A 24,432-nucleotide genomic window follows, 5' to 3' on the forward strand; every position below is an offset into this window, starting at 1 on the left:
GGTCCGGCGCAGGCTCCGGGCGACCCGGGTTCGGTTCGCGCCGCGGATCGCCGGCCGGCGCCCCGTCCGGGCCGACGTCACCGATCCCGCTCAGGTCGGCTCCGCCCCGGTGATCGGCTGCGGCCCGGAGAGCCGGGTCGGCAGGGCGTCGATCCGCAGGGACCGGCGCAGGGCCCGGGAGAGGGCGTCGACCGCCACCGTCACCAGGGCGGTGGCGGCGATCAGCACCACGGCCACGTCGAGGCGCAGCTCCGAGATCGCCGCGTCGACGTAGAAGCCCAGCGTCGTGACCCCCAGGATGCCGAAGATCGCGCTCTCCCGCAGGATCAGCTCCCAGCGGTAGAGCAGGTAGGCCAGGAACTGGCCGTAGAGGCGCGGCACCGTCTCGTAGGCGTAGAGATCGAGGCCCCGGGGCGCGTCGGCCCGGTAGGGGATCGCGTCGGCGTGGCGGCCCATCAGGTAGGCGACGATCCCGGCATTGTGCAGCGAAAGCGCCAGGATCGCCGGCAGCATCGAGGGGCCCAGGAGCTGCAGGCCGAGATAGGCGAGCACGTATTCCGGCGTGGAGCGCACCACCACCAGCAGCACCCGCCCGAGGGGCCGCCCGATCGGTCCGGCGAAGCGCCGCGCGGTCAGCGGGAACAGGACCAGCGCCCCGAGGGCGGTGGCCACCAGCGCGATCTGCGCCAGGATCAGGGTCTGCGCGGTGCCGGGCAGGACCTGCCCGGCGAGGATCGGGCGCAGCCAGGACCAGAGCCGGACCCAGGTCTCGGGCTCGGCGAGGGCGGCGTCCCGGAGCGGCGCCGGCACGATGTCGTGGCCGAGGAAGCGCGCGAGGCTCGGGCCGATCGCCGCGCTGCCGACGGTGGGCGGCAGCGCCAGCACGGACCCGACGAGGAGGAGAGGCAGCGTCCGGGCCCGCACCCAGAGCCGCCGCGTGCCGATCAGCGCGTAGAAGATCAGGAGCAGCGCCCCGGCTTCCGCATAGCGGCCCTGGCGGAAGGCGGATTCGAAGGCAAAGCCCATGGTCGGCAGGCCGATGAAGCCGAGCACGAGGCTGGAGCGCAGGCCGCATTCCAGGCGATAGAGGGTGTAGTCGCGCATCCGCCCGGCCACCTCGGGCAGGCGGGCGTACAGGAAGGCCGAGACCGCGCCGGTGCCCGCGGGCAGGACCCGGACGGCCGCGAGGTCGGCCTCCTCGATCAGCTCGGCATAGACCTTGGCGCAGATCCCCGCATAGGGCAGCGCGATGGCGAGCACGCCGGTGGTCGCCGAGAGCCCGAAGACCTGCATCAGCAGCAGGGCCCAGAACAGCTCGTGGACGGCGCGGACGCCCGCGCAGGCGAGCCGGACCGTGCGCGAGCGGGCGAAGGGGATCGCCAGCAGCAGCCCCGTCCCGGCGCCGAGCCCGACCCCGAGCATCGCGAAGGCGACGGTGTAGACGACGCTCCAGCCCTCCACCGCGGGGAAATCGGGCCGGATCAGGCCGCCGAGGAGGCGGGCGAGGTCGGCCAAGGGGTGGAGCGTCGTGACCTGCAGGTCCGCCACCAGCAGGCCGGCGAGCGCCGCGGCCAGGAACCAGCGGCTCACCGCCGCGTAGCCGGGCCGCGGCAGGAAGGCGGGGCTGCGCATCAGGCGGCCGCGTAGAACGGGTTGAGCCGCGCCGGATCGAGGCCCGCCGACGGGGCGTCGAGGACGATCCGGCCGGCCTCCAGCACCACGATCCGGTCGGTCTGGGCGAGGGCCAGGGCCACGTCGTGCAGCGCCAGGATCAGGGTCTCGTGGCTGCGGGCCAGCTCGGTGAGGATCCGCGCGCCCTGCTGGCGGTCGAGCGCCGAGACCGGCTCGTCCCCGACCAGGATCGGCCGGCCGTTGTAGAGGGCGCGGGCCACGGAGACGCGCTGCTGCTGGCCGCCGGAGAGTTCGCCGGCCCGGGCCCAGAGCCGGTCCGCGAGCCCGACCCGGTCGAGGACCGCTTCCACCGCGGCGACGTCCGCCCGGGCCGGCCGGACCAGGGTGCGCAGGTTGTGCAGGGTCGAGCGCCGGTCGAGGCGGCCCATATAGACATTGTGGAACACCGAGAGCGGCCGCACGAGGGCGGCGGCCTGGGGCACCAGCGCCACCTGCTCGGGCGCCTGGGCGTGGATCAGGCCGATCAGGGTCGACTTGCCCGCCCCGGAGCGGCCCATCAGCGCGACGCGCTCCCCCGCCCGCACGGTCAGGTCGAGGTCCGAAAGCACCGGACGCCCGCCATAGGATGCGGAGGCGTTCCGGAGGACGATGGCCGCCCGGGCTTGCGCGCCGCTCGCCACGGACGTCAGTCCAGCAGGCCGGTGGAGCGTCCGACCGCGACGAGGGGCTCGTAGGCGGCGTTGGTCACGGGGATGAACTTCGAGCGCCCGAACGGCTCCAGGATCGCCGGGTCGGTGATGCCGACGAGTGCCCCCCGCAGCCTTTCGGTGAAGCCGGCGCCGTAGGTCTGCTCCACGTCGCCCCGCACGGTCCACTGGTAGTCGGGGAAGGCCGGGCTCTCCCAGATCACCGAGACCGCCTGTCGGTCGACCTTGCCGGCCTTCGCGTCGAGGTCCCAGACCGAGTAGTCGACGGCGCCCACCGCGAAGGCGCCGGACTGGACCAGCTGGATGGTGCGGCTGTGATCCCCCGAGAAGCCGACCCGGGCAAAGACCTGCTCGGGGCTCTGCCCCGGGAAGGCCTGCCGGATGAAATACTCGGGCATCAGCCGCCCGGAGGTCGAGGCGCGGGCGCCGAACGTGAAGGTCTTGCCCGCGATGTCCTTCGGGAAGGCCTTGTCGGGCTTCAGCCCCGTGGCGGCGTTGGCGATGAGGTAGGTCTTGAACGCCGCGTCCTCGGCGCCCTGCGCGATCGCCTGGGCGCCCGGCACGGCCTTGCGCGCCTGGACGCCCGTGAAGCCGCCGAACCACGCGAGCTGCACCTGCCCGTTGGTGAAGGCGGTGACCGCCGCCGGGTAGCTCTTCACCGGGATGTAGCGCACCGGCACGCCGAGCTTGGCCTCCAGATAGGCGGCGACCTTGCCGAAGCGCTCGACCAGGCGGCTCTCGTCCTGATCGGGGATGCCGGTGAACACGAGGGGCGGGAGCGCCTTCGGGGCTGCCGTCTCCTGCGCCCGCACCGGCCCGGCGCCGGCCAGGGCCGCCAGGGCTCCCAGGGCGAGCCGCCCCAACCATCCCGATTCCCGCTTCGATCCCCGCTTCGATCCCAGCATCGTTTCCTCGTGGCACCGTGCCCACGCACGGTGGGCTGACAATCCGGCGGACGTAGCAGAAGACGCCCGGCCCGCCAGCCTCAATCCGCGCGATTCCGGCGCCCTGCGGCGTCGGAAGCGGCCGGGCGAGACCGAATGCGATCGGCGTGCCGTAGTCCCGGTCCTGCCCGGGCCGCCTCAGGCGCCCGGCGCCACCGTGATCGCCGCCAGGGTGAGGGGCTCCGGCAGGGCGGCGTCCGGCACCGGCACGGCCCGGATCCCGGCCGGGAGCACGCCGCCGAGCAGATCCAGAAAATCCCCCGAGGCGGCGAGCTCGATCTCGGCCGCCTTGGCCCGGGTCTCGATCCGCGCCAGGGCGTTCATCGCCGGACCCAGCACCGTGTACTCGGCCCGCACCCCGTCGTCGAAGACCCCGACCAGGAGGTCGCCCGCGTGCAGGGCGACCACGACCCGCAGGGGGAACAGCCCCTCCCGGGCGCGGGACGCGTTGAGGGCGGCGATCCGGTCGCGGATCGACAGGGCGCAGGCAAGCGCCGCCCGGGCCTGGGCGTCGGGGTGGCCGACGACGAACTGCACCAGCACCGCGTCGCCGATATACTTGTCGACGAGGCCGCCCTGCTCCGCCACCGCCGCCTGGGCGGCCGCCCGGACCGCCAGCAGGGCCGTGACCATGGCCTCCGGCGGATGCTCGCGGGAGAGCCGCGAGAAGCCGCGGATGTCGAGGATCATCAGGCAGGCGTGGCGCCGGTGGATGCCGAGGCCGGAATCCCCGTCCTCGGCGGCGAGATCGAGGGCGACCGTGTCGGGCACGAAGCGGGCGAGCTGGGCCCGCTCGTGCTCCATGCGCAGGGCCCGCGCCACCGCCGCGCGCAGGCGGATCATGCCGTCGACCACCAGGAGGCCCGCCGCCATGAAGGTGGCGAGCCCGGTGAGCTGCGCGGTCGGAAACGTCTCGGCGTTCGGGAACAGGTCCGGATGCAGCAGCCCGACCAGGAAGGCCGCGCTCCAGCAGAGGGTGACCACGCCGCAGAACAGCAGGGTCTGCGCCACCCGCATGCTCAGGCCGGTCTGGAGCAGGAGCAGGAAGGCGGGCAGGCGGCTCACCGCGTCGGCGCCGAGACCGGCCCCGCCGCCGGCCAGCATGTGCTCGATGATCACGTAGACGGCGAGACCGGCGTTGAGCCCGGTGCCGGCCCAGCTGTAGACGTTGGCCGCGGGGCCGCCGCCCCGCTCCCGGAGACCGAACCAGACCGTGCCGAGGCCGTAGAAGCCGAGGATGAGCCAGTGGCTCAGGGCATGCAGCGAGCCGTCATAGGCCTGGGCCGCCATCAGCAGCACCAGCACGATCACGATCCGCAGGCCGAGCAGGCGCAGGCCGCCGCCGGCCTGCATGGCCCGCAGCACCGCCTCGTCGTCCGATCCCGGATCCGCCCGGCCCGCCGCCGGCGCCCGCATGGTCTGCAGGCCGGGAAGCGGTGGATTGCCGAAGCTGCCGGAGGCCATCAACCGCCCCGGCCGAGGCGCCGGGCCGCCGCGAAGCGGTTGAGGAAGCGCGGCTCCTTCTCGGGGGCGATCCGGACCGCGAGATGCAGGGTGCCGTCGGCCTCCGACCGGCGGTCGAGGATCTCGGCGTTCTCGTACAGCCAGTTGAGCGCCGCCCCGTCCTCCGGCGGCAGCGCCACCGCGAAGCTCGCGCGGTTGCGCCCGATCCGCGCCTCGATCCGGGCCGTCAGGGCGGCGAGCCCCTCCCCGGTGACCGCCGAGACCAGGACCGGCGCGGCGCTGTCGCGGTCGTTGCGGGCCTTGGCCTGGCCGCTGAGGTTCAGGAGCCGCGTGCGCTCGTCGTCGTCGAGGAGATCGGCCTTGTTCCAGACCTCGATGATCCGGTCCGCCGTGGTCTCGATGCCGAGCTCCCGCAGCACCTCGCCGACATCCTCGGCCTGGGCCTCGGAATCGACGTGGCTGACGTCGCGCACGTGCAGCAGCACGTCGGCCTCGATGGCGTCCTCCAGCGTCGCCCGGAAGGCGGCGATCAGGGGCGTCGGCAGGTCGGAGATGAAGCCCACCGTGTCGGACAGGATCACGGTCTCGCCGTGGGGCAGCTTGGTCGCCCGGGCGGTGGGATCGAGGGTGGCGAACAGCATGTCCTTGGCGGTGACCTCGGCCCGGGTCAAGGCGTTGAACAGGCTGGATTTTCCGGCGTTGGTATAGCCCACGAGCGCCACGATCGGATACGGAACCCGCGCCCGGCTCTGCCGATGCAGGCCGCGGGTGCGGACCACCGCGTCGAGATCGCGCTCGATCCGGGTCATGCGCTCCTGGATCATGCGCCGGTCGGCCTCGATCTGGGTCTCGCCGGGGCCGCCCAGGAAGCCGAAGCCGCCGCGCTGGCGCTCCAGGTGGGTCCAGGACCGGACGAGACGTGACTTCTGGTAGGCGAGGTGGGCGTGCTCGACCTGAAGGGTTCCCTCGCGCGTCGAGGCGCGGCGCCCGAAGATCTCCAGGATCAGCCCGGTGCGGTCGATGACCTTGGCGCCCCAGGCCTTCTCCAGGTTGCGCTGCTGCACCGGCGACAGGGCGCAGTCCATCACCACGAGGCCGATCTCCCGGGCGCGGATCAGGCCGGCGATCTCCTCGACCCGGCCCTTGCCGAGATAGGTCGAGGGCCGGATCCGCGGCAGGCTGACGGCGAGGCTCTCGACCACGTCGAGTTCGATGGCCGCGGCGAGGCCGGTGGCCTCGTCGAGGCGGGCCTCCACGGAGCGGGACGGCGCGGCGGCCCCCTGCCCGCCCCCCTGCCCGGCCCCCGAGGCGCCGCGGGCCAGATAGGGGCCGATCACCAGGGTGTGGGTCGCCGCGGCGATCTCGCCCTCGGGGGCGGCCTGCGCCTGGAGGCGGGCTTCGCCGGACGTCAGCGTCTCGCTCATGCAGCCTTTGTGACCGCCGGGAGGCCGGCGGCTTCGTTGGAGAGATCGGATCCGACAGAATGGGGATGCGGGCGACCTCAGCCAAGATGCCGGGTCAATATGCCGGGCCGGGGCGGTGGCGGATATCCGCGACGGCATCGGGAACCAGGCCGCGCGGCGGCACCGGTCCGGAGGCCGCCCTCGCCCCGGGCGACAGCCCCGGACCGGTCCCAGCTTCGGCAGCGGCCTCGGTCGGTCCGATCCGCCGGCCTCGCCCCGGGCGCCCGGGGCGACGAGCCCTCACGCCTTCTCGGCGGTCTCGTCCGGCTCGAACAGCTGCACCGGATGGCCCGGCATGATCGTGGAGATCGCGTGCTTGTAGACCAGCTGCGAATGCCCGTCCCGGCGCAGCAGCACGCAGAAATTGTCGAACCACGTCACGACGCCCTGCAGTTTGACGCCGTTGACGAGGAAGATGGTCAGGGGGATCTTGTTCTTGCGGACATGGTTGAGAAACGTGTCCTGAAGGTTCTGTGCGCGTTCGCCCGCCATCTTCTTAGCCTTCTTGTTGTCCCGGATCGCTCCGTCCGGGATGAGTCGTATGCCGCCGGCCGGATCGTCCGAACACCCGGTCCAGGGCCCATGTATACAAATACCATGACGCCGTGAAAGCGTGGGCGCAAGCAACCCCCGTTCCAGCCGATCCGTGACGGATCGGCCCCGCCCTCAACGCGCGCCCCGGCTCCGGAGCCTCACGGGCCGATGCCCAGGGACTTCAGCTTGCGGTGCAGGGCCGAGCGCTCCATGCCGATGAACTCGGCGGTGCGGGAGATGTTGCCCGAGAACCGCGCGATCTGCGCCACGAGGTATTCCCGCTCGAAGATCTCCCGGGCCTCCCGGAGCGCGAGGCTCATCAGCTTCTCGCCGCCCGCGCCCCCCGGGGTGGTCGGCACCAGGGCGCCGATCTCGGAGGGCAGCATCTCGGAGGTGACCTCCTGCTCCGGGTCGGCCTGAGTCAGGATCATCAGCCGCTCGACGTTGTTCTTGAGCTGGCGGACGTTGCCGGGCCAGTTGTGCGACTGCAGCACCGCCATGGCGTCCTCGGCGATCCGACGCTTGGGCAGGCCGGTCTGGGACGAGATGTTGTCCATGAAGAACTGGATCAGCTCGGGCACGTCCTCCCGGCGCTCCGACAGGGCCGGCACCCGGATCGGCACCACCGAGAGGCGGTGGAACAGGTCCTCGCGGAAGCGGCCCGCCGCGATCTCCTCCTGGAGGTCCCGGGAGGAGGACGAGATGATCCGCACGTCGACATGGACCCGGGTCGTGCCGCCGACCCGCTGGAAGTTCTGGTCGACGAGGACGCGCAGGATCCGGTTCTGGGTCTCGCGCGGCATGTCGGCGACCTCGTCGAGGTAGAGGGTGCCGCCATGCGCCTCCTCCAGGGCGCCGACCCGGCGGCCGCTCTCGCCCTCGACCCCGAACAGCTCCGCCTCCATGGTCTCGGGCAGGATCGCCGCCGCGTTGAGCAGCACGAAGGGGCCGTTCGCCCGGGCCGAGGCCTTGTGCAGGCTGCGCGCGGCGAGTTCCTTGCCGGAGCCCAAGGCCCCGGTGATCATCACCCGGGCGTTGGTCGGCGCCACCCGGTCGAGGGTCTGGCGCAGCTGGTTGATGGCCAGCGACGTGCCGACGATCCGGTCGGTGGCGCCGGAGCGCGCCGTCAGGTCGCGGACCTCGCGCCGGAGCCGGGAGGCTTCCAGCGCCCGCTCGGCCACGAGGATCAGCCGGTCGGCCTTGAACGGCTTCTCGATGAAGTCGTAGGCGCCCGCCTTGATGGCCGAGACCGCGGTCTCGATGTTGCCGTGGCCCGAGATCATCACCACCGGCAGGTCGGGATTGGCGGCCTTGATCAGGTCGAGCACCTGCAGGCCGTCGAGCCGGGAGCCCTGCAGCCAGATGTCGAGGAAGACGAGGTGCGGCCGGCGCGCCTCGATGGCGGCCAGCGCCTCGTCCGAGCCGCCGGCCGTGCGGCAGCGGTGGCCCTCGTCGTCCAGGATCCCGGCCACGAGGTCGCGGATGTCGGCCTCGTCGTCGACGATCAGGATATCGGCGCTCATGCGTGCATCTCCGCGATCCGGGGGGCCGTCGGTGCGGCGCCCTTCTCCTCTGTCGTGACGGGACTCGTCTCGGGGGTCTTGGGGTCGGGACCCGCGCCGGACGGTTCGGGCCCGTGCTCGCGCGGGACCCGCATCCGCACCTGGCCGCCGCGGCCGGCGGGATTGTCGTTCAGCTCGATCCCGCCGCCGTGCTCCTCCAGCACCTTGCTGACGATGGCAAGCCCCAGCCCGGTGCCGCCCTCGCGGGTGGTCATGTAGGGCTCGAGGAGCCGCTGGCGCCCCTCGGCGGGAAATCCCTTGCCGTTGTCGGTGACGGCGATCACCGCGAAGCCGTCCTCGACGGCGAGGCTCAAGGCGATCTTGCCCTTGCCGAGCTCGGCCTCCGGCACCTCGGCCACGGCCTCGACGGCGTTCTTGAGGATGTTGGTGATCACCTGGCTGAGCAGCCTGATGTCGAAGGCCGCCACGATCTTTTCGGATCCCCCGGCGCCGCTCTGGGCCGAGAAGGCGAAGTCGATATCCGGATGCGCGACCCGCATCATGAACAGGTTCTGCTTGGCGATCTCGGTGAGGTCGTTCGGCGCGATGGCGGGCTTGGGCATCCGCGCGAAGGCCGAGAACTCGTCGACCATGCGCTTGATCTCGTCCACCTGGCGCACGATCGTGGCGGTGCACTGGTCGAACACCTCCTTGTCGGCGGTGATGACCTTCCCGTACTTGCGCCGGATCCGCTCGGCCGAGAGCTGGATCGGGGTCAGCGGGTTCTTGATCTCGTGGGCGATGCGGCGCGCCACGTCGCCCCAGGCGGAGCTGCGCTGCGCCTGGACGAGGTCGGTGATGTCGTCCAGCGTCACCACCGAGCCCCGGGACGCGCCCTGCGCCTGCTCGCTCGTGACCCGCACCGTGATGGTGCGCTCGCCCCGGGAGCGCGTGAGCTGGATCTGCTGCTGCTGCAGGCTGCGCGAGCGCGCCTCGCTCTCGGCGAGCACGGGGGCGAGTTCGGGCACCGCGCGGGCCAGCGGCTGGCCGACCAGGGCGTCGCTCGGCAGATCGAGCATCCGCTCGGCGGCCGGGTTGGCGATGGTGACGAAGCCCGCCGCGTCGAGGCCGATCACCCCGGGCGAGACCCCCGACAGCACGGCCTCGGTGAACCGGCGGCGGGTGTCGATCAGGTCGCTCGCCGCGATCAGGCCGGCATGCTGGCGGCGCAGCTCCTGGGTCATCTTGTTGAAGCTCTCGCCGAGATGGGCGAGGTCGCCGCTGGTCTTCTTGGTCGGCACCTGGGCGTAGAAGTTGCCCGATGCCACCTGGTCGGCGGCGTTGATCAGCCGCCGGATCGGCGCCACGAACCGGTTGGCGAAGTTCATGCCGAACCAGACGGCCGAGAGCAGCGCGATCAGCGCGATCAGCAGGAACACCGACGCGAAGGTGATCTGGATCGAGCGGCGCAGCGAATCGTAGGTGAGATACTCGGCCGCCGCCGCCCGGGACACGCCGGGGAACTCGATGGCGAGCTGGCTCACCTCCCGCTGCACCATCAGCACGGCGTCGTCGTAGGCCGGCATGCGCAGGAGCGCGGCGAAGACCCGGCCCTCGGTGGGCAGGAGGCAGATCGGGTCGGCCGAGTTGGCCGCGTCCTCGAAGGCCGCCGCCGAGGGCAGGCGGTTCGTCTTCAGGACGTCGATCTTGGCCCGGGCCACCACCTCGGTGGGGCCGCGCATGATCTGCGCCACCGGCAGGCCGAGATTGGTCGCCCGGGTGGTCAGGAAGGTCTGGAACCAGTCCCGGTTCACGTCGAAATTCGGCCGGGCCCGGGTCAGGTCGTCGGCGAGGATGCGGATCTCCCGGGCGAGGCTCTGGCACTGGTTCTCCTGGTAGGCGTCGGCCACCTCCACGGATTTCAGCACCACGTCGCGGACCCGGTCGGTGAAGCCCAGCGACAGGCCCCGGTCGATCGTTACGGACGCCACCACGGCGAGCAGGATCGTCGGCAGGATCGCGATCAGGCTGAACAGGCCGACGATGCGGGTGTGCAGCCGCGCCACCGCGGCATTGGCCTTGCGGGCGTGCAGGAAGACCCGCGCCTCCCAGGCGATGATGACCGCCAGCCCGAGCACCAGGGCGGCGTTGATGGCGAGCAGGGTCACGCCGTAGGCCGGCGTCGGCGTCACCCGGATCACCCCGGCCAGGATCAGGAAGGTCGCCAGCGCCGAGACCAGGGCGGTGACCACCATGGCCGCGCCGATCCAGCCCGGACCGCGCGGGCCGGGCTGCAGGGATTCCGCCAGGGGCGTCCCGGACGGCGGGGGCGCGTCCGAACCCGCGGGCATACCCGCGTCCCGCTGGTCCGCGGCCTGCTGGCCAGCGGCTTCAGCCGCCCCTTGAGCCACGTCTTGGCCAGCCCCGTCGCCGGCCCTCTCGGGTGCCGGCGTGGAGCCTTCCTCTGTCCGTGGGCGTCTCAGGAACGGCATGACTGGTGCAGGGCCACAACAGTGTGGCGGAATTAATACGAATCCGGGCTTCCGGGCGGCGGATCGGCGGCGCGATCCGTCGCATGCGACCGCCACGACCACAGTCCGGACCGCGGGCCCCGGTCCCGGTGGCCGCCCGCGTCCTCCGGAGCGCGGCGCGCGGCCGGTCCAGCCACGCGCGGACTGCGGGGTGTAGGGTGGCGCGCTGGGACCGGCGGTGCCGGGGGGCCAGAAGTCGGGTGCGGCGGGTCTCGGCGTCGCCCCGGAGAGCCGGGGGCGCGGCATGCAGGCAGGGCAACGGATCAGGGTCGGTCTGATCGGCTACGGCTATTCCGGCCGGACCTTCCATGCCCCGCTCATCGGCGCCGTGGCGGAACTCGACCTCCGGCTGGTCGGCTCGAGCGCGCCCGCCCGGGTCCGGGCCGACCTGCCCGACGTGAGGGTGTCGGCGGATCCGGTCGCGGTGGCCACGGCGGAGGCCGTCGACCTCGTCGTGATCGCCACCCCGAACGACACCCACGCGCCCCTGGCGCGGGCCGCCCTGGCGGCGGGGAAGCACGTCGTGGTCGACAAGCCCTTCACCCTCGACCTCGCCGAGGCGCGCGGGCTGGCCGCCGCGGCGCGGCACGGGGGGCGGCTGCTGCGCGTCTTCCACAACCGGCGCTGGGACAGCGACTATCTCAGCGTCCGCCAAGCCGTCGCGGAGGGGCGCATCGGCCGCGTCCGGCACTTCGAATCGCACTTCGACCGGTTCCGTCCGGAGGTCCGCGACCGCTGGCGGGAGGGGTCCGGCCCGGGCAGCGGGATCTGGTACGATCTCGGTCCGCATCTGGTGGACCAGGCGCTCCGGCTCTTCGGTCTGCCCGATCGGGTGAGCGCGCATCTGGCGCGGCTCCGCCCCGGCGCGCAGGCCGACGATTGGGCCCATGCGGTGCTGGACTATCCGGGCCTGCGCGTGGTGCTGCATGCCAGCATGCTGGCCGCCGGCGGATCGCCCCGCTTCCTGGTGCACGGCGAGGCCGGCAGCCTGATCAAACACCGTCCCGACATCCAAGAGCAGCAGCTGCTGGCCGGCGTGAAGCCGGGGGCCGCCGGCTGGGGCGCGGATCCGGACGGGCTGGAGATCCACGACGCGACCGGGCGGGTGGCGCGCGCACCGGCGCTGGCCGGCGACCAGCGCGCATTCTACCGCGCCGTGGCCGGGGCGATCGCCCGCACCCCGGTCGACCAGACCGAGGCGCTGGAGGCCGTGCGGGTGATGGCCTGCCTCGAGGCGGCGCTCATGTCGGCGCGAACCGGGACCTCGGTCCGCCTGACGCGCGCGCCGGACGAGCTGGATCCCTGACCCGCAGCCCCCGACCCGCGACCCCGACCCGCGACCCCGACCCCGGCCCGCGACCTTTGCGCGCTGGCCTGCCGCCACGCCCGCCTGCCGGCATCCTGGACCTTGACCCGTCCGGCGGCGGCCCGTAACCCCGGTGGCGGAGGCGAACGGGGTCTGGTGGCCCTCCTGGTCTTCAAAACCAGCGGTACGCCAACAGCGTACGGTGGGTTCGATTCCCATCCGCTTCCGCCATTCTTCAGACTGCCTCAACCGACAAATCAGTGTTCGCCTGTATCCAGGCGACACGCGCCGAAAATTTGGCAATACTGATCTGTCGGAACTGTGGAGGGGCCGGTTCGTTTCCCGCGACCGATCCCGTGCTGGTGTCCCCGTGAAGAACCGTTCCGCCGCCACCGTCCCGTTCCCGCCGGCCCCGGCCGGCCGTGCGCGTTGAGGCCGGCCATGCTGAACAGACTCGTGACGCTCCTGCCCTCCGGCGCCCGTGAGGCGCTGCGGACCCTCGCGGCGCGCATGCCGGCACATCTGCCGGCACGCATGCCGGCAGATGTGCCGGTGCGCCCGCCGGCGCCGCAATCCGCGATCCTGCCGGATTTCGACACGCGGCCCGCCGCGATGACGCCGCTGCTTCCCCCCGCCGCCATCAACGACAATCCGCTCCAGGCCGTCCACGAGGCGGTCGAGCGGGATCTGCGCGCCAGCGGCCACCTGCGCTGAGGCCGGACCGAGAGACCCGTCGGGGTCAGCGCTTGGCCGGCGCGGGCGTCTCGGGAATCGTCCCGGGCGCGATCCAGTGGCAGGCCGTGGTGCCGCGCACGCCGGCACAATCGTAGCTCTGGCCGCCCAGTGTCACCTTGTCGACGATGCCGGTGAATTCCGTGCGCGCCAGCGCCGAGCAGCCGAGATGGTCCGCCTTGGGATCGGCCAGATGCGCCGCGGCCGCCGCCGCGCCGTCCCGCATCAGCATCCGGTAATTGGCGAGCGACGGGCAGCCGATCACCGGTGGCCCGCCCCGCCGGTCGGGGGCGCTCCTGTCGGATCCGGCGGCGCGGGGCGCCCGGGGCGCCTGCTGCGCCAGAACCTGCGCCGCGCTGAGGCTGACGGTCACCGCGACGGGGACGAGGAAAGCGAGAGGTCGGCGTGTCATGGTCCGCTCGTAGCATGACGCATCCGAGGTTGCGCATCCGGCGCGGCGCCGCGCCCGGAACCCGGCCGCCGCGCAGACCTGCGGCGGGTTCAGGGCTCGGCTGCGACCATGCAGGCTTGACCGGAGGCCCGCCATTTGCGAGCGCCGCGGAGAAACGTGAGGAGAGGCCATGGCGACGGCGATCGACAGCGACCAGAAGCTGCACCTGGTCTTCGGTGGTGAATTGCAGGATCTCGACGGGGTCCGGTTCCGGGACATCAAGGGCCTCGACATCGTCGGCATCTTCCCGGACTACGCCTCCGCCCAGGCCGCGTGGCGGGCCAAGGCCCAGGCCACCGTCGACAGCGCGCAGACGCGCTATTTCGTGGTGCACCTGCACCGCCTGCTGGAGCCGCCGGCTCCCTGAGCGCCGCCGCAGTACCTGTCGGCGGCGAGTGCTGGGCGGCCGTGAAGGCATTGTGACAGTTCCTGCCCGCTGCTAAGAGCCTCGCCCGTCATCGGATCGTTCCGGCTCCTCGGGAGACCGGTCTGGACAAGAGCGGCGGTAAGGTCCGGCCGCGAGTGAGCGGCCGCCCATGAAATCCTCGATCAAGATCATCGCCGGGAATGCCAGCCGGCCCCTGGCCGAGGCGATCGCGGCCTATCTCGAACTGCCGCTGGCCAAGTGCATGGTCCGGCGCTTCGCCGACATGGAGATCTTCGTCGAGCTTCAGGAGAACGTGCGCGGCGAGGACGTGTTCATCGTCCAGTCGACCTCGTTCCCGGCGAACGACCACCTGATGGAACTGCTGATCATGATCGACGCCGCGCGCCGATCCTCGGCCCGGCGCATCACGGCGGTGATCCCGTATTTCGGCTATGCGCGGCAGGACCGGCGCACCTCCGGCCGCACGCCGATCTCGGCCAAGCTGGTGGCGAACCTCATCACCGAGGCGGGCGCCGACCGCGTCCTGACCCTCGATCTCCATGCCGGCCAGATCCAGGGCTTCTTCGACATCCCCACCGACAACCTGTTCGCCGCCCCCGTGATGGTGCGCGACATCAAGGAGCGGCTGCCGGGCGACAACCGCATGGTGGTCTCGCCCGACGTCGGCGGCGTGGTGCGGGCGCGGGCCATCGCCAAGCGGATCGACTGCCCGCTGGCCATCGTCGACAAGCGCCGCGAGCGCCCGGGCGAGTCCGAGGTGATGAACATCATCGGCGAGGTCGAGGGCCGCTCCTGCATCCTCGTGGACGACATCGTCGATTCGGGCGGCACCCTGGTCAACGCCGCCGAGGCCCTGCTCAATGCCGGCGCCAAGGACGTCTCGGCCTACATCACCCACGGCGTGCTGTCGGGCGGCGCGGTCTCGCGCATCGCCGCCTCGCGGATGAAGGAGCTGGTGATCACCGACTCGATCCAGCCGACGCAGGCCGTCAAGCTCGCCCGCAACATCCGCGTGGCCACCATCGCGCCGCTGCTGGGCGAGGCGATCGGGCGCACGGCGACGGAATCCAGCGTCTCCAGCCTGTTCGACTGACGGATCCGCGGGGGGCTTCTGCCCCTTAGCGTTCCGGCACCCAGCCGCCCCGGTTTCCGGTCTCCGTCCCCGGCGCGGTGAGCACGAGGACCGTGCGGCCCGGCAGCGGCACGGCGGCCCCGGACTCGACGGCCGGCGTGCCGGGCGCGCGGGCGCCCGCGGGCTCGCCGGTGTCGAAGACCGGCGTCCAGGGGCCGCCCACCACCGGGGCGAGGCGGAACGGGACGGCGCCCTCCCCGGCGTTGAACAGCATCAGGAGGCGGTCGCCCGGATCGCCGTCGTTGCCGATCTGCATGCCGAACACTTGGAGCCCGTCGTCGGACCAGTGGCGGCCCTCCATCTCGGTGCCCTCGGGGGAGAGCCAGTGCACGTCGCGCAGGGGCTCGTCGGGGTCGATCAGCGCGCCGGTGAAGAAGCGCCGCCGCCGCAGGGCCGGCTGGGCGCGGCGCAGGGCCAGCAGGTTGGCGACGAAATCCGTGAGGGCGGGATCCGGATCGACGCTCCAGTCCATCCAGCTCGTCGGGTTGTCCTGGGCATAGGCGTTGTTGTTGCCGCCCTGGCTGCGGGAGCGCTCGTCGCCCATCAGCAGCATCGGCACGCCCTGGGCCAGCATCATGGTGGCCAGCATGTTGCGCTTCTGGCGGGCGCGTAGAGCCAGGATCGCCGTGTCGTCGGTGTCGCCCTCGACGCCGTAGTTGCGGCTGACGTTGTGGTTATGGCCGTCGCGGTTGTCCTCGCCGTTGGCTTCGTTATGCTTCTGCTCGTACGCCACCGTGTCGGCCAGGGTGAAGCCGTCGTGGCTGGCGATGAAGTTGACGCTGGCCAGCGGCGAGCGACGGGACGGGGCGAACACCTCCCGCGAGCCGGTCAGCCCCTGCGTGACCTTGGCGAGCGTGCCGGAATCCCCCTTCCAGAAGCCCCGCGCGGCGTCGCGGAACTTGTCGTTCCACTCGCTCCAGCCGCGCGGATAGCCGCCGAGCTGGTAGCCCCCCTCCCCGATGTCCCAGGGCTCGGCCACCATCTTCACCCGGGCGAGGACCGGATCCTGCGCCACCGCCTGGAAGAAGGCCGCCTGCGGGGTGAAGGCGAAGGGCGCGCGCCCGAGGCTCGAGGCCAGGTCGAAGCGGAAGCCCGCGATGCCGTAGGCGGTGACCCAATGGCGCAGGGAATCCAGCACGAGCTGCATCACCCGCGGATGGCTCGCGTCGAAGGTGTTGCCGCAGCCGGTGCAGTCGATGGTGCGGCGCGGGTCGGCGGGATCGAGCTTGTAGTAGCTGGCGTTGTCGATGCCGCGGAACGACAGGGTCGGGCCGGTGTGGTCCCCCTCGGCGGTGTGGTTGTAGACCACGTCGAGCCAGGTCTCGATCCCGGCGGCGTTCAGCTCCCGGATCGCCGCCTTCAGGCCGCCGAGGCCGCCCTCCCCCAGGTAGCGCGGCTCCGGGGCGAAGTAGCCCAGGGGCTGATACCCCCAGAAATTGACGAGCCCCTTCTCCACCAGGAAGCGGTCGTCCGCGAAGGCGTGGATCGGCAGCAGCTCCAGGGCGGTGACGCCGAGCCTGACGAGGTGCTCGATGATCGCCGGGTGGGCGAGCGCCCCGTAGGTGCCGCGCTCCGCCTCGGGGATGTCGGGATGGGTGCGGGTCAGCGCCTTGACGTGCGCCTCGTACACCACCGTCTCGGCCAGCGGCCGCCGCACCGGCGTGAGGGCCAGATCGGGCACCTCCGGGGCGGTGACCACGCATTTCGGCATGTAGACCGCGCTGTCGCGCCGGTCGATCCGGTCCTCGCGCCCGCCCCGGCGATGGCTGTAGAGCGCATCGTGCCAGCGGATCCGGCCGCGGATCTCCCGGGCGTAGGGGTCGAGGACGAGCTTCGAGGCGTTGAACCGGTGGCCGGACGCCGGATCCCAGGGGCCGTGCACCCGGTAGCCGTAGAGCTGGCCCGGCAGCACGCCGCGCAGGTAGCCGTGCCAGACGTCGTCGGTCCGGCAGGGCAGACGCACCGTGCGGGTCTCGTGCCGCTCCCCCGCCTCGAACAGGCAGACATCGACCGCGGTGGCGTGCTCGGAAAAGAGGGCGAAGTTGACGCCGCGCCCGTCGAAATGGGCGCCGAGCGGCGCCGGCACCCCGTCATCGACGGCGATCATGTGGGGCGTCCGGTCACACGGGGGGCTGCAGGCGGAATCAGCGGGCTGCGCCGGCTATTCGGCGGCCGCGGCGGCGGTGGGGGCCTCGCGCTCCATGGTGCGGAAATTCTCGAGCTCCGCCAGGAAGTTGCGCGCCCACCAATCGACGTCCTCGCGGGTCATGCGCTCGACCATCGGCTTCCAGCGCGCCACACGCTCGGCCTTCGGCATGTAGAGCGCGGCCCGGATCGCCTCCGCCACCTCGAACCGGTCGTAGGGGTTGATCAGCAGCGCCTCGGGCAATTGCCGGGCGGCGCCGGCGAATTTCGACAGGACCAGAACCCCCGGATCGTCCTCGGACTGGGCGACCACGTATTCCTTGGCGACGAGGTTCATGCCGTCGCGCATCGGCGTGACGAGGCCGACCCGGGCCGCCCGGTAGAGGCCCGCCAGCACCGGGCGCGGATAGGCCTTGGTGATGTACTGGATCGGCGTCCAGGCCGGGTCGCCCAGCGAGCCGTTGATCTCGCCGACCTTCTCGTTCACGTCGCGTGAGAGCTGCTCGTATTCGGGCACCTCGCTGCGGGATTTCGGCGTGATCTGGATGTAGGTGACGTTGCCGCGCTGGTCGGGATTCGAGGCGAAGAAGCTCTCCACCGCCTCCATCCGCTCGGGCACGCCCTTGGAATAGTCGAGCCGGTCGACGCCGATCAGCAGCTTGCGGGTGCGCAGGCCCGCGATGGTCTCGCGCACGACCTTGTTGGCGTTGGCCTTCTCGGCCGCCTCCTTGAAGCCCGCGACGTCGATGCCGATCGGGAAGGCGCGGATCCGCGTGCGGCGGCCATCCACCATCAGCGAGCCGCCGCCCAGCGGGATCGCCCGCTGGGTATCGACGAGGTTGCGCTGCAGGTTCTGCACGTCCGCCTCGGTCTGCAGGCCGATCAGGTCGTAATCGACGATGGCACGCAGCAGCTCGCCGCTCGCCGGCAGCGAGTTGAACACGTCGGCGGCGGGCCAGGGGATATGGTGGAAGTAGCCGATCGGGTTGTCGAGCCCGAGGCCGCGCAACTCGGCGGCGAGCGGCAGCAGGTGGTAATCGTGCACCCAGATGATGTCGTCGGGCTCCACCAGCTTGGCGAGCGCCCGCGCGAAGGTCCGGTTCACACGGCTGTAGCCGGCATAATCCGAGCGCGAGAAGGCGCCGAGCCCCAGCCGGTAATGCATGATCGGCCACAGGGCGCGGTTCGCGAAGCCGGCGTAATATTCGAGGTGGTCCTGCGGCGAGAGGTCGACGACCGCGTACTGGACCCGGCCCCGGTCGATCAGCGTCGGCTCCTCGGAGGGCTCCTCGGAGATGGTGCCGCTCCAGCCGAACCAAAGCCCCTCATAGGCCGTGAAGGCCTCCTTGACCGCGACGGCGAGGCCGCCCGCCGCCACCGCCTTGCCGCCCTCTTCCGGGATGGCGACGCGGTTCGATACGATCACAAGGCGTGCCACGCGGGTCGGCTCCGGATCAGGGGCGCGGCCGGCCGCGCCTGCATCGAGACTTCACTAACATGTCAGAACGCGCGGGGGGCCTGCGCGATCCTTTGTTGCTTGTCAGGCAACCCAAGCGTGAAGCCGGGCGCGGGTCAAGTCGAGGCCCTACCGTTCCGGGACAGGGGGGCCGCTCCGTCCCGATCGGGCGCGTTGTGCAAGCGTGGCGGTTCTGGCAGATCGTGCCTGAACGTGGAGTGAGCGGTGCCGCCCGTCCCGTCGGAGCCCGTGCGCAGATCGGAACTGTGCACCGGGACCGGAACCGGTGACAGCCGAGTCGGTTACTCAGCCATCGCGGGGCTCGCGGTCGCCGCGAGCGGCTCCGTACCCGCGCCGCGAGGAGTATTTTCGAGATGGCCGGCAACGAGTTACCGCAGGGCGCCCCCGTGGACCCGGTTGCGGATCCGCACGGCGCGGCGCCGCACACCGCCGCGGAGGAGCGTGCCCAGTGGCGCGCCCTGCAGGGTGATGTCGAGGGGCTGGCCGACGTGGCGGCCGAACGCGGCCGCGGGCTGCTCGACGCGGCCCGGCTGCAGGCCCAGACCTATGTCGAGCAGCGTAAGAGCGATGCGGCCCAGTCGGTCCACGATCTGGCCCAGACGATCCGCAATTCCGGCCGCGACCTCGGCGACAAGCCGAACGTGCGCGCCTTCTTCGACAGCGCCGCCGACGGGCTGGAGCAGCTCGGCTCTTCCATTGAACGCCGCAGCCTCGGCGACTTCTACAGCGAGGCCGAGGCCTTCGCCCGGCGCGCGCCGGTGGCGGTGGCGGTGGGGACCTTCGTGGCCGGCCTGATCGCCGCCCGCTTCATCAAGTCGTCGAGCCTGCCGCCGGAGGCGCCGGACGGCGATGCCCGCGACAGCTTCCGGGCCTGACGCCATGACCCACGGCTCCGACCCGCGCCAGACCGGCGCCTCCAGCATCCAGAGCCTCATCGGCGATGCCCTGCGGGAGACCAACGAACTCGCCCGCAAGGAGATCGCGCTGTTCCGGGCCGAGATGGCCGGCAACATCCGCCAACTCATCGTCGGCCTCGCCTGCATGGTCGGCTCGGCGGTGTTCGCCGTTGTCGCCCTGCTGGTCCTGATCGGCGCCTTCGTGAAATGGCTCGCCACCATCGTCGGGTCCGAGTGGCTCTCGGCCCTGATCGTCGGCGGCGTGCTGCTGGCCCTCGCCCTCGGGATGGCCCTGTGGGCGCGCAGCGTCCTGTCCCTCTCGACCCTGGCCCCGAAGCGCACCACGCGCCAGGTCCGCCAGGATGCCCAGGCCCTGTCGGAGCGCGTGTCCGGATGAGTACGATGAACGACCTCGAGAAGGAGATCGAGGAGAGCCGCGCCCGGCTCGACGACACGATCGACCGCATCCAGGGGCGGCTCTCGGTGCCGAACCTCGTGGACGAGATGCTGGGCAATGCCCGGCGGGTGCCGGCCCTGAACAGCACTTACGACTCGGCCCTGGAGGCGGTGCGCCGCAACCCGGTGCCGGTGCTGCTGATCGCGGCCGGCGTCGGCCTGCTGTTCAACCGGATGGCGCGCGACGCCCAGCGCCGGCGCACCGAGGTCTCGGCGGAGCGCGTGCCCACCCTGAACACCGGCGCGGCCCGCGGCTACGACCCCGACCTTCCGACCGCGCGCCCGGCCCGCGATCCGCTGGACACGACCGAGATCTGACGACCGGGCGGGGCCCGGAACGAGAAACCTCCCGCGCCCGGCCGGACGGCCGGGCAGACCGGCGCCGAAGGCGGGCTGCCGGGACCGACATTCGAGGACACCGCCATGACCGACAAGCCGGGTACCCCCGCCACCCCCTCCAGCATTCCCGAGCCGCGCCCCGGCGAGGCGCCGCCCCACGGCGCTCGGGACGGGAGCCTGCGGCCCGATCCGGCCGGTCTCGGCGACCCGCGCGGGATCCCCGGCGCGGCGGCGGGAGACTTCACGCTCCGGCCCGACCCCCGCGGGCTGCACGACCCGCTGCCGCACGGCGCCGCGCCCCTCTCGGCCGGCGGCCATTCGAGCGGCGGCGCCACCGGCGCCTCGCGGGTGGACGCCGCCTCCGCCACCGTGAAGGAAGGCGTCCAGGCGGCCGGTGACCGCGCCGCGGACCTCGCCGGACAGGCACGGCAGACGGTGTCGGACTTCGCGGACGATGTCGGCAACCGTCTCGGCGGCGCCGCCGATCAGGCCCGCGACCGCGCGGCGTCCGCCTACGACGAGGTCCGAGAGCGGGCCGGCACGCTGCGCCGGCGCAACATGCGGGCTCTGGACGACCTGACCACCCAGGGTATCGACGGGCTCAACCGCGGCCGCACCGCCGTCGAGCGCTTCGTGGACGACAATCCCCTCCTCGTCGGCGTGGTCGGCGTGGCCGCCGGCCTTCTGCTCGGCGCGCTGCTGCCGCGCACCCGCCAGGAGGATCGGAGCATCGGTCCCTGGGCCGACGAGGTCCGCGACCAGGGCCTGCGCTACGCCCGCGAGGTGACCAGCATCGGCCGCGACTTCGTCCAGACCGCCCTCGATCCGGATAACCTGAACGCGGCCGCCCGCAAGGTGGTGGATCCGGACAGCCACACGCCGCCGGAGGGCGAGCGGAAGGAGCACAATCTCTGATCCGCGTTCCGGATCGGCACCGTCGCGTTACGCCCGCACCGTCATCCCGCCGCGCGCGACGACGGTGCGGCCGAATTCCCGATCCGCCGGTCCCGGCCGGCGGATCGGATCGTCAGTCCCGGTAGAGCTCCGCATGCGCGTCCCGCAGAAGGTTCTTCTGCACCTTGCCCATGGTGTTGCGCGGCAGCTCGCTCACGAACAGGACGCGCTTGGGGCACTTGAACCGGGCGAGCCGGCCCTCCAGGGCGGCCTGTACGCCGGCCTCGTCCGGGCATCCCGGCCCCCCCACCACCACGGCGGTGACGGCCTCGCCGAAATCGGGATGGCTCAAGCCGATCACCGCGGATTCGACCACGCCCGGCAGCGCGTCGATCTCGGTCTCGACCTCCTTGGGGTAGACGTTGAAGCCGCCTGAGATGATCAGGTCCTTGCCGCGCCCGACGATGTGGACGTAGCCCCGGTCATCGACCTTGCCGAGGTCGCCGGTGATGAAGAACCCGTCGGCCCGGAACTCGGCCGCGGTTTTCTCGGGCATGCGCCAGTAGCCCAGGAACACGTTCGGGCCCTTCACCTCGATCATGCCCACCGCGTCCGGACCGAGGGCCGCGCCGGTTTCCGGATCGACCACCCGCAGGGACACGCCCGGCAGGGGGAAGCCCACCGTGCCGGCGACCCGGTCGCCCGCATAGGGGTTCGAGGTGCTCATGTTGGTCTCGGTCATGCCGTAGCGCTCGAGGATGGCGTGGCCGGTACGGGCCTGCCACGCGCGATGCGTCTCGGCGAGCAGCGGCGCCGAGCCCGACACGAACAGCCGCATGCCTCCGGCCGCCTCCGGCGTGAGGCCCGGCTCCTTGAGGAGGCGGGTGTAGAAGGTCGGCACGCCCATCAGCACGCTGGCCCGGGGCATCAGGCTCAGGATCAGCTTCGGGTCGAGGCGGGGCAGGAACAGCATGGAGCCGCCGCTCGCCAGCACCGTGTTGGTCGCCACGAACAGGCCGTGCGTGTGGAACACCGGCAGGGCGTGGATCAGCACGTCGTCGGCGGTGAAGCGCCAGAAATCGACGAGGGTCCGGGCGTTCGAGGCGAGGTTGTCGTGGGTCAGCATGGCGCCCTTGGAGCGCCCGGTCGTGCCGGAGGTGTAGAGGATCGCCGCGAGATCCTCCGGGCCCCGGGGCACGTCGGCGAAGGCGCTCCCCGCATCCCCGGCCCGGTCCGCGGCCTCGGCGGCGCTGCCGCCGCCCGCCCCGTCGAGGGTCCAGATCCGGCGCACGCCCGCGGCGGCCTCCGCCAGCGCGTCGCGCCGGCCCGGGTCGCAGACGAACACGGCGGGCTCGGCGTCGTTCAGGAAGTAGCCGATCTCCGCCGGGGTGTAGGCGGTGTTGAGCGGCAGGAACACGGCGCCGGCCCGGACCGCGCCGAGATACAGGAAGATCACCTCGGGGCTCTTCTCGACCTGCACGGCCACCCGGTCGCCGGTCTCGACGCCCGCCGCCCGCAGGGCCGCCGCGTAGGCGCCGGAGCGGGCGATCAGGTCCGCGTAGGAGTATCGGCGGCCCTCAGGGGTCTCGATCACGGTCTTGGCGGGATCGGGGACGCCGTCCCGCACCAGGGAGAAGAGGTGGTTCGTCATCGTGAGGCTAGAGCTGTCGCGGGACCTGTCTGTCTGACGCACCCATAACCGCCCGGAGGGCCTTCCGGCGAGCCCTTTCCGGTGGCGCCCCGCGGCCCGGCGGTGACAGGCGGGCCCCGACCGGCCCGGATCCTACGCCTCGGCCAGCACCACGGCCCGCGGCGGCGGCAGCTTGGCGCGCAGCTCACGGGTCACCGCCGGCGCGGCCACCACGGTGCCGAGATTGGCGTAGGTCTCGTGGTTCCGCTCGATGGCGGCGAGGTCGTAGAGGTAGTTGACCATCAGGCCGTGCGACTGGGCCAGACCCTTCTTCGAGGTGTCGCCCAGGAAGTTGATGCGGTCGAGGCGCGCGCCGTTGCCGAGGTGGAACCGGGCCACCGGGTCGAGGGGGCGGCCGCGCTCGTTCTTGGCGCGCAGGAAATAGGCCGCCGCCGCCGGGATCAGCGCCCGGCGCACCGTCTCGGCCCGGGCCTTGTCGGCCGGCCAGTTCGGGTCGTCCAGCGCCCGCAGGACCTCGACATCCTCGGGCAGCAGGCCCTGCGGGCTGTCGGCCCGGCGCTCCCGCGCCAGCCACGCGGCGAAGCCCGGCACCGGCGACAGCGTCACGAAGGTCTTGAGCGTGGGCACCTCGCGGGTGAGGTCCTCGACCACCTGCTTGATCAGGAAATTGCCGAAGGTGACGCCGGCGAGCCCCTTCTGGCAGTTCGAGATCGAGTAGAACACCGCCGTGTTGGCCGCCTGCGGCTGCAGCGGCTTGCGCTCCCGCGACAGGATCGGGGCGATGGCCGGGGCGATCTGGTCGGTGAGCGCCACCTCCACGAAGATCAGCGGCTCGTCGGCCAGCGCCGGGTGGAAGAACGCGAAGCAGCGCCGGTCCGGCGGCTCGATGCGGGCGCGCAGGTCGTCCCAGTCGGCGATGGCGTGCACCGCCTCGTAGCGGATGATCTTCTCCAGGATATGGGCCGGCGTCGTCCAGTCGATGTGGCGCAGCACCAGGAAGCCGCGGTTGAACCACGAGGCGAACAGGTGCTCGAAATCGCTGTCCAGGCTGTCGACGGCGTCCATCAGGGCGGGGTCGGCCTCGTCGCCGGCGCGCAGCGCCCGGCGCAGGTCGAACAGGTCCTCGCGCATCCGCACGAGGCTGAGCGTGCCGCCGCGGGCGAGGTTGAGGCGGCGGATCAGCTCCTGGCTGCGCGGCTCGGCGGCCTCGTGCAGGCTGCCGAGGCGGGCGCGGGAGGGGGCGGCCCGATAGGCGGCGATCGCCTCGTCGACGGCTTCGTGGTCCGCATCGAAATCGAGGGCGATGGCCCGCAGGAAGGCGTGGCGCTCCGCCTGCCCGAAGCTGGCGTAGCGATCGAGGATCAGGCGGGCAAGCGCCACCCCGGAGGCCTCGCCGCGCCGGGAGATCAGGTCCTCGCACAGCTTGACGAGGTCGCCCGCGCTGGCCCGGGAGGTCATGTCCCCGCGCCCGATGCCGATCAGGTCGCGGCCGCGCTCGCTGATGGTCTGAAGCAGGTCGCCGAAGAAGGAGATCGCCGCCATGACCCTTGCACTGACCCCCGTCGACCCGGATTCGAGACGCTTCCGGCCCCGCGACGCCGGCTCGTCGGACGGGCGCGTGCGGATCCGGCAGCCGCCGCCCACTCCGGGGCGGCTCGCTCAGCGTCCCGATCCGCCCGCCATTCTACGGCGCCGCGGCCGCCGCGACCAGAGCTTGACCGGCCCGAACGGCGCGCTCCCAGCGTGCGGGAGCGGCACGAAGGTCGTGTGACGATCCCGGGTCGGGTG

General features: G+C 72.1%; 22 protein-coding genes and 1 tRNA gene. 10 read left to right on the forward strand and 13 right to left on the reverse strand.

Translation table 11 applies throughout. The annotated features are described in order from the left end of the window. Positions 1 to 90: 90 nt before the first annotated feature. The 8 genes from PQI07_RS24200 to PQI07_RS24235 form a co-directional block, all read right to left on the reverse strand. A complete protein-coding gene (locus PQI07_RS24200; RefSeq protein ID WP_052083592.1) occupies positions 91 to 1,632 on the reverse strand; it encodes a PhnE/PtxC family ABC transporter permease in 1,542 nt (513 codons plus the stop codon). Continuing rightward, the gene (locus tag PQI07_RS24205; protein WP_274927567.1) at positions 1,632 to 2,312 is read right to left on the reverse strand and encodes an ATP-binding cassette domain-containing protein; all 681 of its coding nucleotides are present in this window, start codon (positions 2,310 to 2,312) and stop codon (positions 1,632 to 1,634) included. Before PQI07_RS24205 ends, PQI07_RS24200 begins: the two co-directional genes overlap by 1 nt. Positions 2,313 to 2,317: 5 nt before the next feature. Beyond that, entirely contained in the window at positions 2,318 to 3,244 is a 927-nt protein-coding gene (locus PQI07_RS24210; protein ID WP_051976367.1) for a putative selenate ABC transporter substrate-binding protein, read from the reverse strand. Between the two features lie 177 nt (positions 3,245 to 3,421). Beyond that, the gene (locus PQI07_RS24215; protein WP_043389442.1) at positions 3,422 to 4,747 is read right to left on the reverse strand and encodes an adenylate/guanylate cyclase domain-containing protein; all 1,326 of its coding nucleotides are present in this window, start codon (positions 4,745 to 4,747) and stop codon (positions 3,422 to 3,424) included. Continuing rightward, positions 4,747 to 6,171: a GTPase HflX gene (hflX, locus tag PQI07_RS24220; protein WP_043389440.1), complete on the reverse strand. Its 1,425-nt coding sequence runs from the start codon at positions 6,169 to 6,171 to the stop codon at positions 4,747 to 4,749. Before hflX ends, PQI07_RS24215 begins: the two co-directional genes overlap by 1 nt. Before the next feature lie 279 nt (positions 6,172 to 6,450). Beyond that, positions 6,451 to 6,702: an RNA chaperone Hfq gene (hfq, locus tag PQI07_RS24225; protein ID WP_007563033.1), complete on the reverse strand. Its 252-nt coding sequence runs from the start codon at positions 6,700 to 6,702 to the stop codon at positions 6,451 to 6,453. A 200-nt stretch (positions 6,703 to 6,902) separates the two neighbouring features. Then, complete coding sequence (gene ntrX / locus PQI07_RS24230; RefSeq protein WP_274927568.1) at positions 6,903 to 8,267, reverse strand: nitrogen assimilation response regulator NtrX; 1,365 nt, start codon at positions 8,265 to 8,267, stop codon at positions 6,903 to 6,905. Then, entirely contained in the window at positions 8,264 to 10,597 is a 2,334-nt protein-coding gene (locus tag PQI07_RS24235; RefSeq protein WP_446720970.1) for a sensor histidine kinase NtrY-like, read from the reverse strand. Before PQI07_RS24235 ends, ntrX begins: the two co-directional genes overlap by 4 nt. Positions 10,598 to 10,955: 358 nt before the next feature. Between PQI07_RS24235 and PQI07_RS24240 the strand changes: the two genes are divergently transcribed. The 3 genes from PQI07_RS24240 (at position 10,956) to PQI07_RS24250 (ending at position 12,797) form a co-directional block, all read left to right on the forward strand. Then, the gene (locus tag PQI07_RS24240) at positions 10,956 to 12,083 is read left to right on the forward strand and encodes an oxidoreductase (RefSeq protein ID WP_274927570.1); all 1,128 of its coding nucleotides are present in this window, start codon (positions 10,956 to 10,958) and stop codon (positions 12,081 to 12,083) included. 138 nt (positions 12,084 to 12,221) lie between these two features. Then, positions 12,222 to 12,314 (forward strand) — tRNA-Sec (locus PQI07_RS24245). Positions 12,315 to 12,524: 210 nt separating this feature from the next. Continuing rightward, positions 12,525 to 12,797 carry a hypothetical protein gene (locus PQI07_RS24250; protein ID WP_043356670.1) on the forward strand — a complete coding sequence of 91 codons (273 nt, stop codon included), beginning with the start codon at positions 12,525 to 12,527 and terminating at the stop codon, positions 12,795 to 12,797. Positions 12,798 to 12,822: 25 nt separating this feature from the next. On the opposite strand, the gene PQI07_RS24255 is transcribed toward PQI07_RS24250, so the two are convergent. After that, on the reverse strand, positions 12,823 to 13,227 hold the full coding sequence (locus PQI07_RS24255) for a hypothetical protein (RefSeq protein ID WP_043389428.1): 405 nt from the start codon (positions 13,225 to 13,227) through the stop codon (positions 12,823 to 12,825). Positions 13,228 to 13,396: 169 nt separating this feature from the next. On the opposite strand from PQI07_RS24255, the gene PQI07_RS24260 reads away from it, so the two are divergent. After that, the gene (locus tag PQI07_RS24260; protein WP_043356667.1) at positions 13,397 to 13,633 is read left to right on the forward strand and encodes a DUF4170 domain-containing protein; all 237 of its coding nucleotides are present in this window, start codon (positions 13,397 to 13,399) and stop codon (positions 13,631 to 13,633) included. 169 nt (positions 13,634 to 13,802) lie between these two features. Then, positions 13,803 to 14,747, forward strand: a complete 945-nt coding sequence (locus PQI07_RS24265; protein WP_043356665.1) for a ribose-phosphate pyrophosphokinase — start codon at positions 13,803 to 13,805, stop codon at positions 14,745 to 14,747. Positions 14,748 to 14,772: 25 nt separating this feature from the next. On the opposite strand, the gene glgX is transcribed toward PQI07_RS24265, so the two are convergent. Both glgX and PQI07_RS24275 read right to left on the reverse strand, forming a co-directional pair. Beyond that, positions 14,773 to 16,893 (reverse strand): glycogen debranching protein GlgX, encoded by a 2,121-nt coding sequence (gene glgX / locus PQI07_RS24270; RefSeq protein ID WP_043356664.1) that lies wholly within the window; start codon positions 16,891 to 16,893, stop codon positions 14,773 to 14,775. Between the two features lie 54 nt (positions 16,894 to 16,947). Further along, complete coding sequence (locus PQI07_RS24275) at positions 16,948 to 18,369, reverse strand: alpha,alpha-trehalose-phosphate synthase (UDP-forming) (protein WP_043389425.1); 1,422 nt, start codon at positions 18,367 to 18,369, stop codon at positions 16,948 to 16,950. A gap of 392 nt (positions 18,370 to 18,761) precedes the next feature. Between PQI07_RS24275 and PQI07_RS24280 the strand changes: the two genes are divergently transcribed. From PQI07_RS24280 to PQI07_RS24295, 4 genes are all read left to right on the forward strand, one after another. Then, positions 18,762 to 19,283: a hypothetical protein gene (locus PQI07_RS24280; RefSeq protein WP_043352818.1), complete on the forward strand. Its 522-nt coding sequence runs from the start codon at positions 18,762 to 18,764 to the stop codon at positions 19,281 to 19,283. A 4-nt stretch (positions 19,284 to 19,287) separates the two neighbouring features. Beyond that, the gene (locus PQI07_RS24285; protein WP_043389422.1) at positions 19,288 to 19,701 is read left to right on the forward strand and encodes a phage holin family protein; all 414 of its coding nucleotides are present in this window, start codon (positions 19,288 to 19,290) and stop codon (positions 19,699 to 19,701) included. A 5-nt stretch (positions 19,702 to 19,706) separates the two neighbouring features. Continuing rightward, positions 19,707 to 20,078, forward strand: coding sequence for a DUF3618 domain-containing protein (locus PQI07_RS24290; RefSeq protein WP_170861816.1), 372 nt, complete (start codon positions 19,707 to 19,709; stop codon positions 20,076 to 20,078). 105 nt (positions 20,079 to 20,183) lie between these two features. After that, complete coding sequence (locus tag PQI07_RS24295) at positions 20,184 to 21,014, forward strand: hypothetical protein (protein ID WP_043352824.1); 831 nt, start codon at positions 20,184 to 20,186, stop codon at positions 21,012 to 21,014. Between the two features lie 112 nt (positions 21,015 to 21,126). Here the strand turns inward: PQI07_RS24295 and PQI07_RS24300 are convergent, their stop codons facing one another. After that, positions 21,127 to 22,644, reverse strand: a complete 1,518-nt coding sequence (locus PQI07_RS24300; RefSeq protein ID WP_043389413.1) for a malonate--CoA ligase — start codon at positions 22,642 to 22,644, stop codon at positions 21,127 to 21,129. A 132-nt stretch (positions 22,645 to 22,776) separates the two neighbouring features. Further along, positions 22,777 to 24,186, reverse strand: a complete 1,410-nt coding sequence (locus PQI07_RS24305) for a malonyl-CoA decarboxylase (RefSeq protein WP_043389412.1) — start codon at positions 24,184 to 24,186, stop codon at positions 22,777 to 22,779. On the opposite strand from PQI07_RS24305, the gene PQI07_RS24310 reads away from it, so the two are divergent. After that, entirely contained in the window at positions 24,185 to 24,415 is a 231-nt protein-coding gene (locus PQI07_RS24310) for a hypothetical protein (protein ID WP_274927571.1), read from the forward strand. The genes PQI07_RS24305 and PQI07_RS24310 overlap by 2 nt on opposite strands. Positions 24,416 to 24,432: the final 17 nt, after the last annotated feature.

Origin of the sequence: Methylobacterium sp. 092160098-2 (genome assembly GCF_028920805.1) — a bacterium.
Classification (GTDB): domain Bacteria; phylum Pseudomonadota; class Alphaproteobacteria; order Rhizobiales; family Beijerinckiaceae; genus Methylobacterium; species Methylobacterium fujisawaense.

Bases quoted from the DNA above. Each gene is read 5' to 3' on its own strand.
- glgX (WP_043356664.1), bottom strand. From the start codon at position 16,893: ATGATCGCCGTCGATGACGGGGTGCCGGCGCCGCTCGGCGCCCATTTC.
- PQI07_RS24290 (WP_170861816.1), top strand. From the start codon at position 19,707: ATGAACGACCTCGAGAAGGAGATCGAGGAGAGCCGCGCCCGGCTCGAC.
- PQI07_RS24235 (WP_446720970.1), bottom strand. From the start codon at position 10,597: ATGCCCGCGGGTTCGGACGCGCCCCCGCCGTCCGGGACGCCCCTGGCG.
- ntrX (WP_274927568.1), bottom strand. From the start codon at position 8,267: ATGAGCGCCGATATCCTGATCGTCGACGACGAGGCCGACATCCGCGAC.
- PQI07_RS24255 (WP_043389428.1), bottom strand. From the start codon at position 13,227: ATGACACGCCGACCTCTCGCTTTCCTCGTCCCCGTCGCGGTGACCGTC.
- PQI07_RS24285 (WP_043389422.1), top strand. From the start codon at position 19,288: ATGACCCACGGCTCCGACCCGCGCCAGACCGGCGCCTCCAGCATCCAG.
- PQI07_RS24260 (WP_043356667.1), top strand. From the start codon at position 13,397: ATGGCGACGGCGATCGACAGCGACCAGAAGCTGCACCTGGTCTTCGGT.
- PQI07_RS24200 (WP_052083592.1), bottom strand. From the start codon at position 1,632: ATGCGCAGCCCCGCCTTCCTGCCGCGGCCCGGCTACGCGGCGGTGAGC.
- PQI07_RS24295 (WP_043352824.1), top strand. From the start codon at position 20,184: ATGACCGACAAGCCGGGTACCCCCGCCACCCCCTCCAGCATTCCCGAG.
- PQI07_RS24210 (WP_051976367.1), bottom strand. From the start codon at position 3,244: ATGCTGGGATCGAAGCGGGGATCGAAGCGGGAATCGGGATGGTTGGGG.
- PQI07_RS24215 (WP_043389442.1), bottom strand. From the start codon at position 4,747: ATGGCCTCCGGCAGCTTCGGCAATCCACCGCTTCCCGGCCTGCAGACC.
- PQI07_RS24300 (WP_043389413.1), bottom strand. From the start codon at position 22,644: ATGACGAACCACCTCTTCTCCCTGGTGCGGGACGGCGTCCCCGATCCC.
- PQI07_RS24280 (WP_043352818.1), top strand. From the start codon at position 18,762: ATGGCCGGCAACGAGTTACCGCAGGGCGCCCCCGTGGACCCGGTTGCG.
- PQI07_RS24305 (WP_043389412.1), bottom strand. From the start codon at position 24,186: ATGGCGGCGATCTCCTTCTTCGGCGACCTGCTTCAGACCATCAGCGAG.
- hflX (WP_043389440.1), bottom strand. From the start codon at position 6,171: ATGAGCGAGACGCTGACGTCCGGCGAAGCCCGCCTCCAGGCGCAGGCC.
- PQI07_RS24265 (WP_043356665.1), top strand. From the start codon at position 13,803: ATGAAATCCTCGATCAAGATCATCGCCGGGAATGCCAGCCGGCCCCTG.
- PQI07_RS24310 (WP_274927571.1), top strand. From the start codon at position 24,185: ATGACCCTTGCACTGACCCCCGTCGACCCGGATTCGAGACGCTTCCGG.
- hfq (WP_007563033.1), bottom strand. From the start codon at position 6,702: ATGGCGGGCGAACGCGCACAGAACCTTCAGGACACGTTTCTCAACCAT.
- PQI07_RS24250 (WP_043356670.1), top strand. From the start codon at position 12,525: ATGCTGAACAGACTCGTGACGCTCCTGCCCTCCGGCGCCCGTGAGGCG.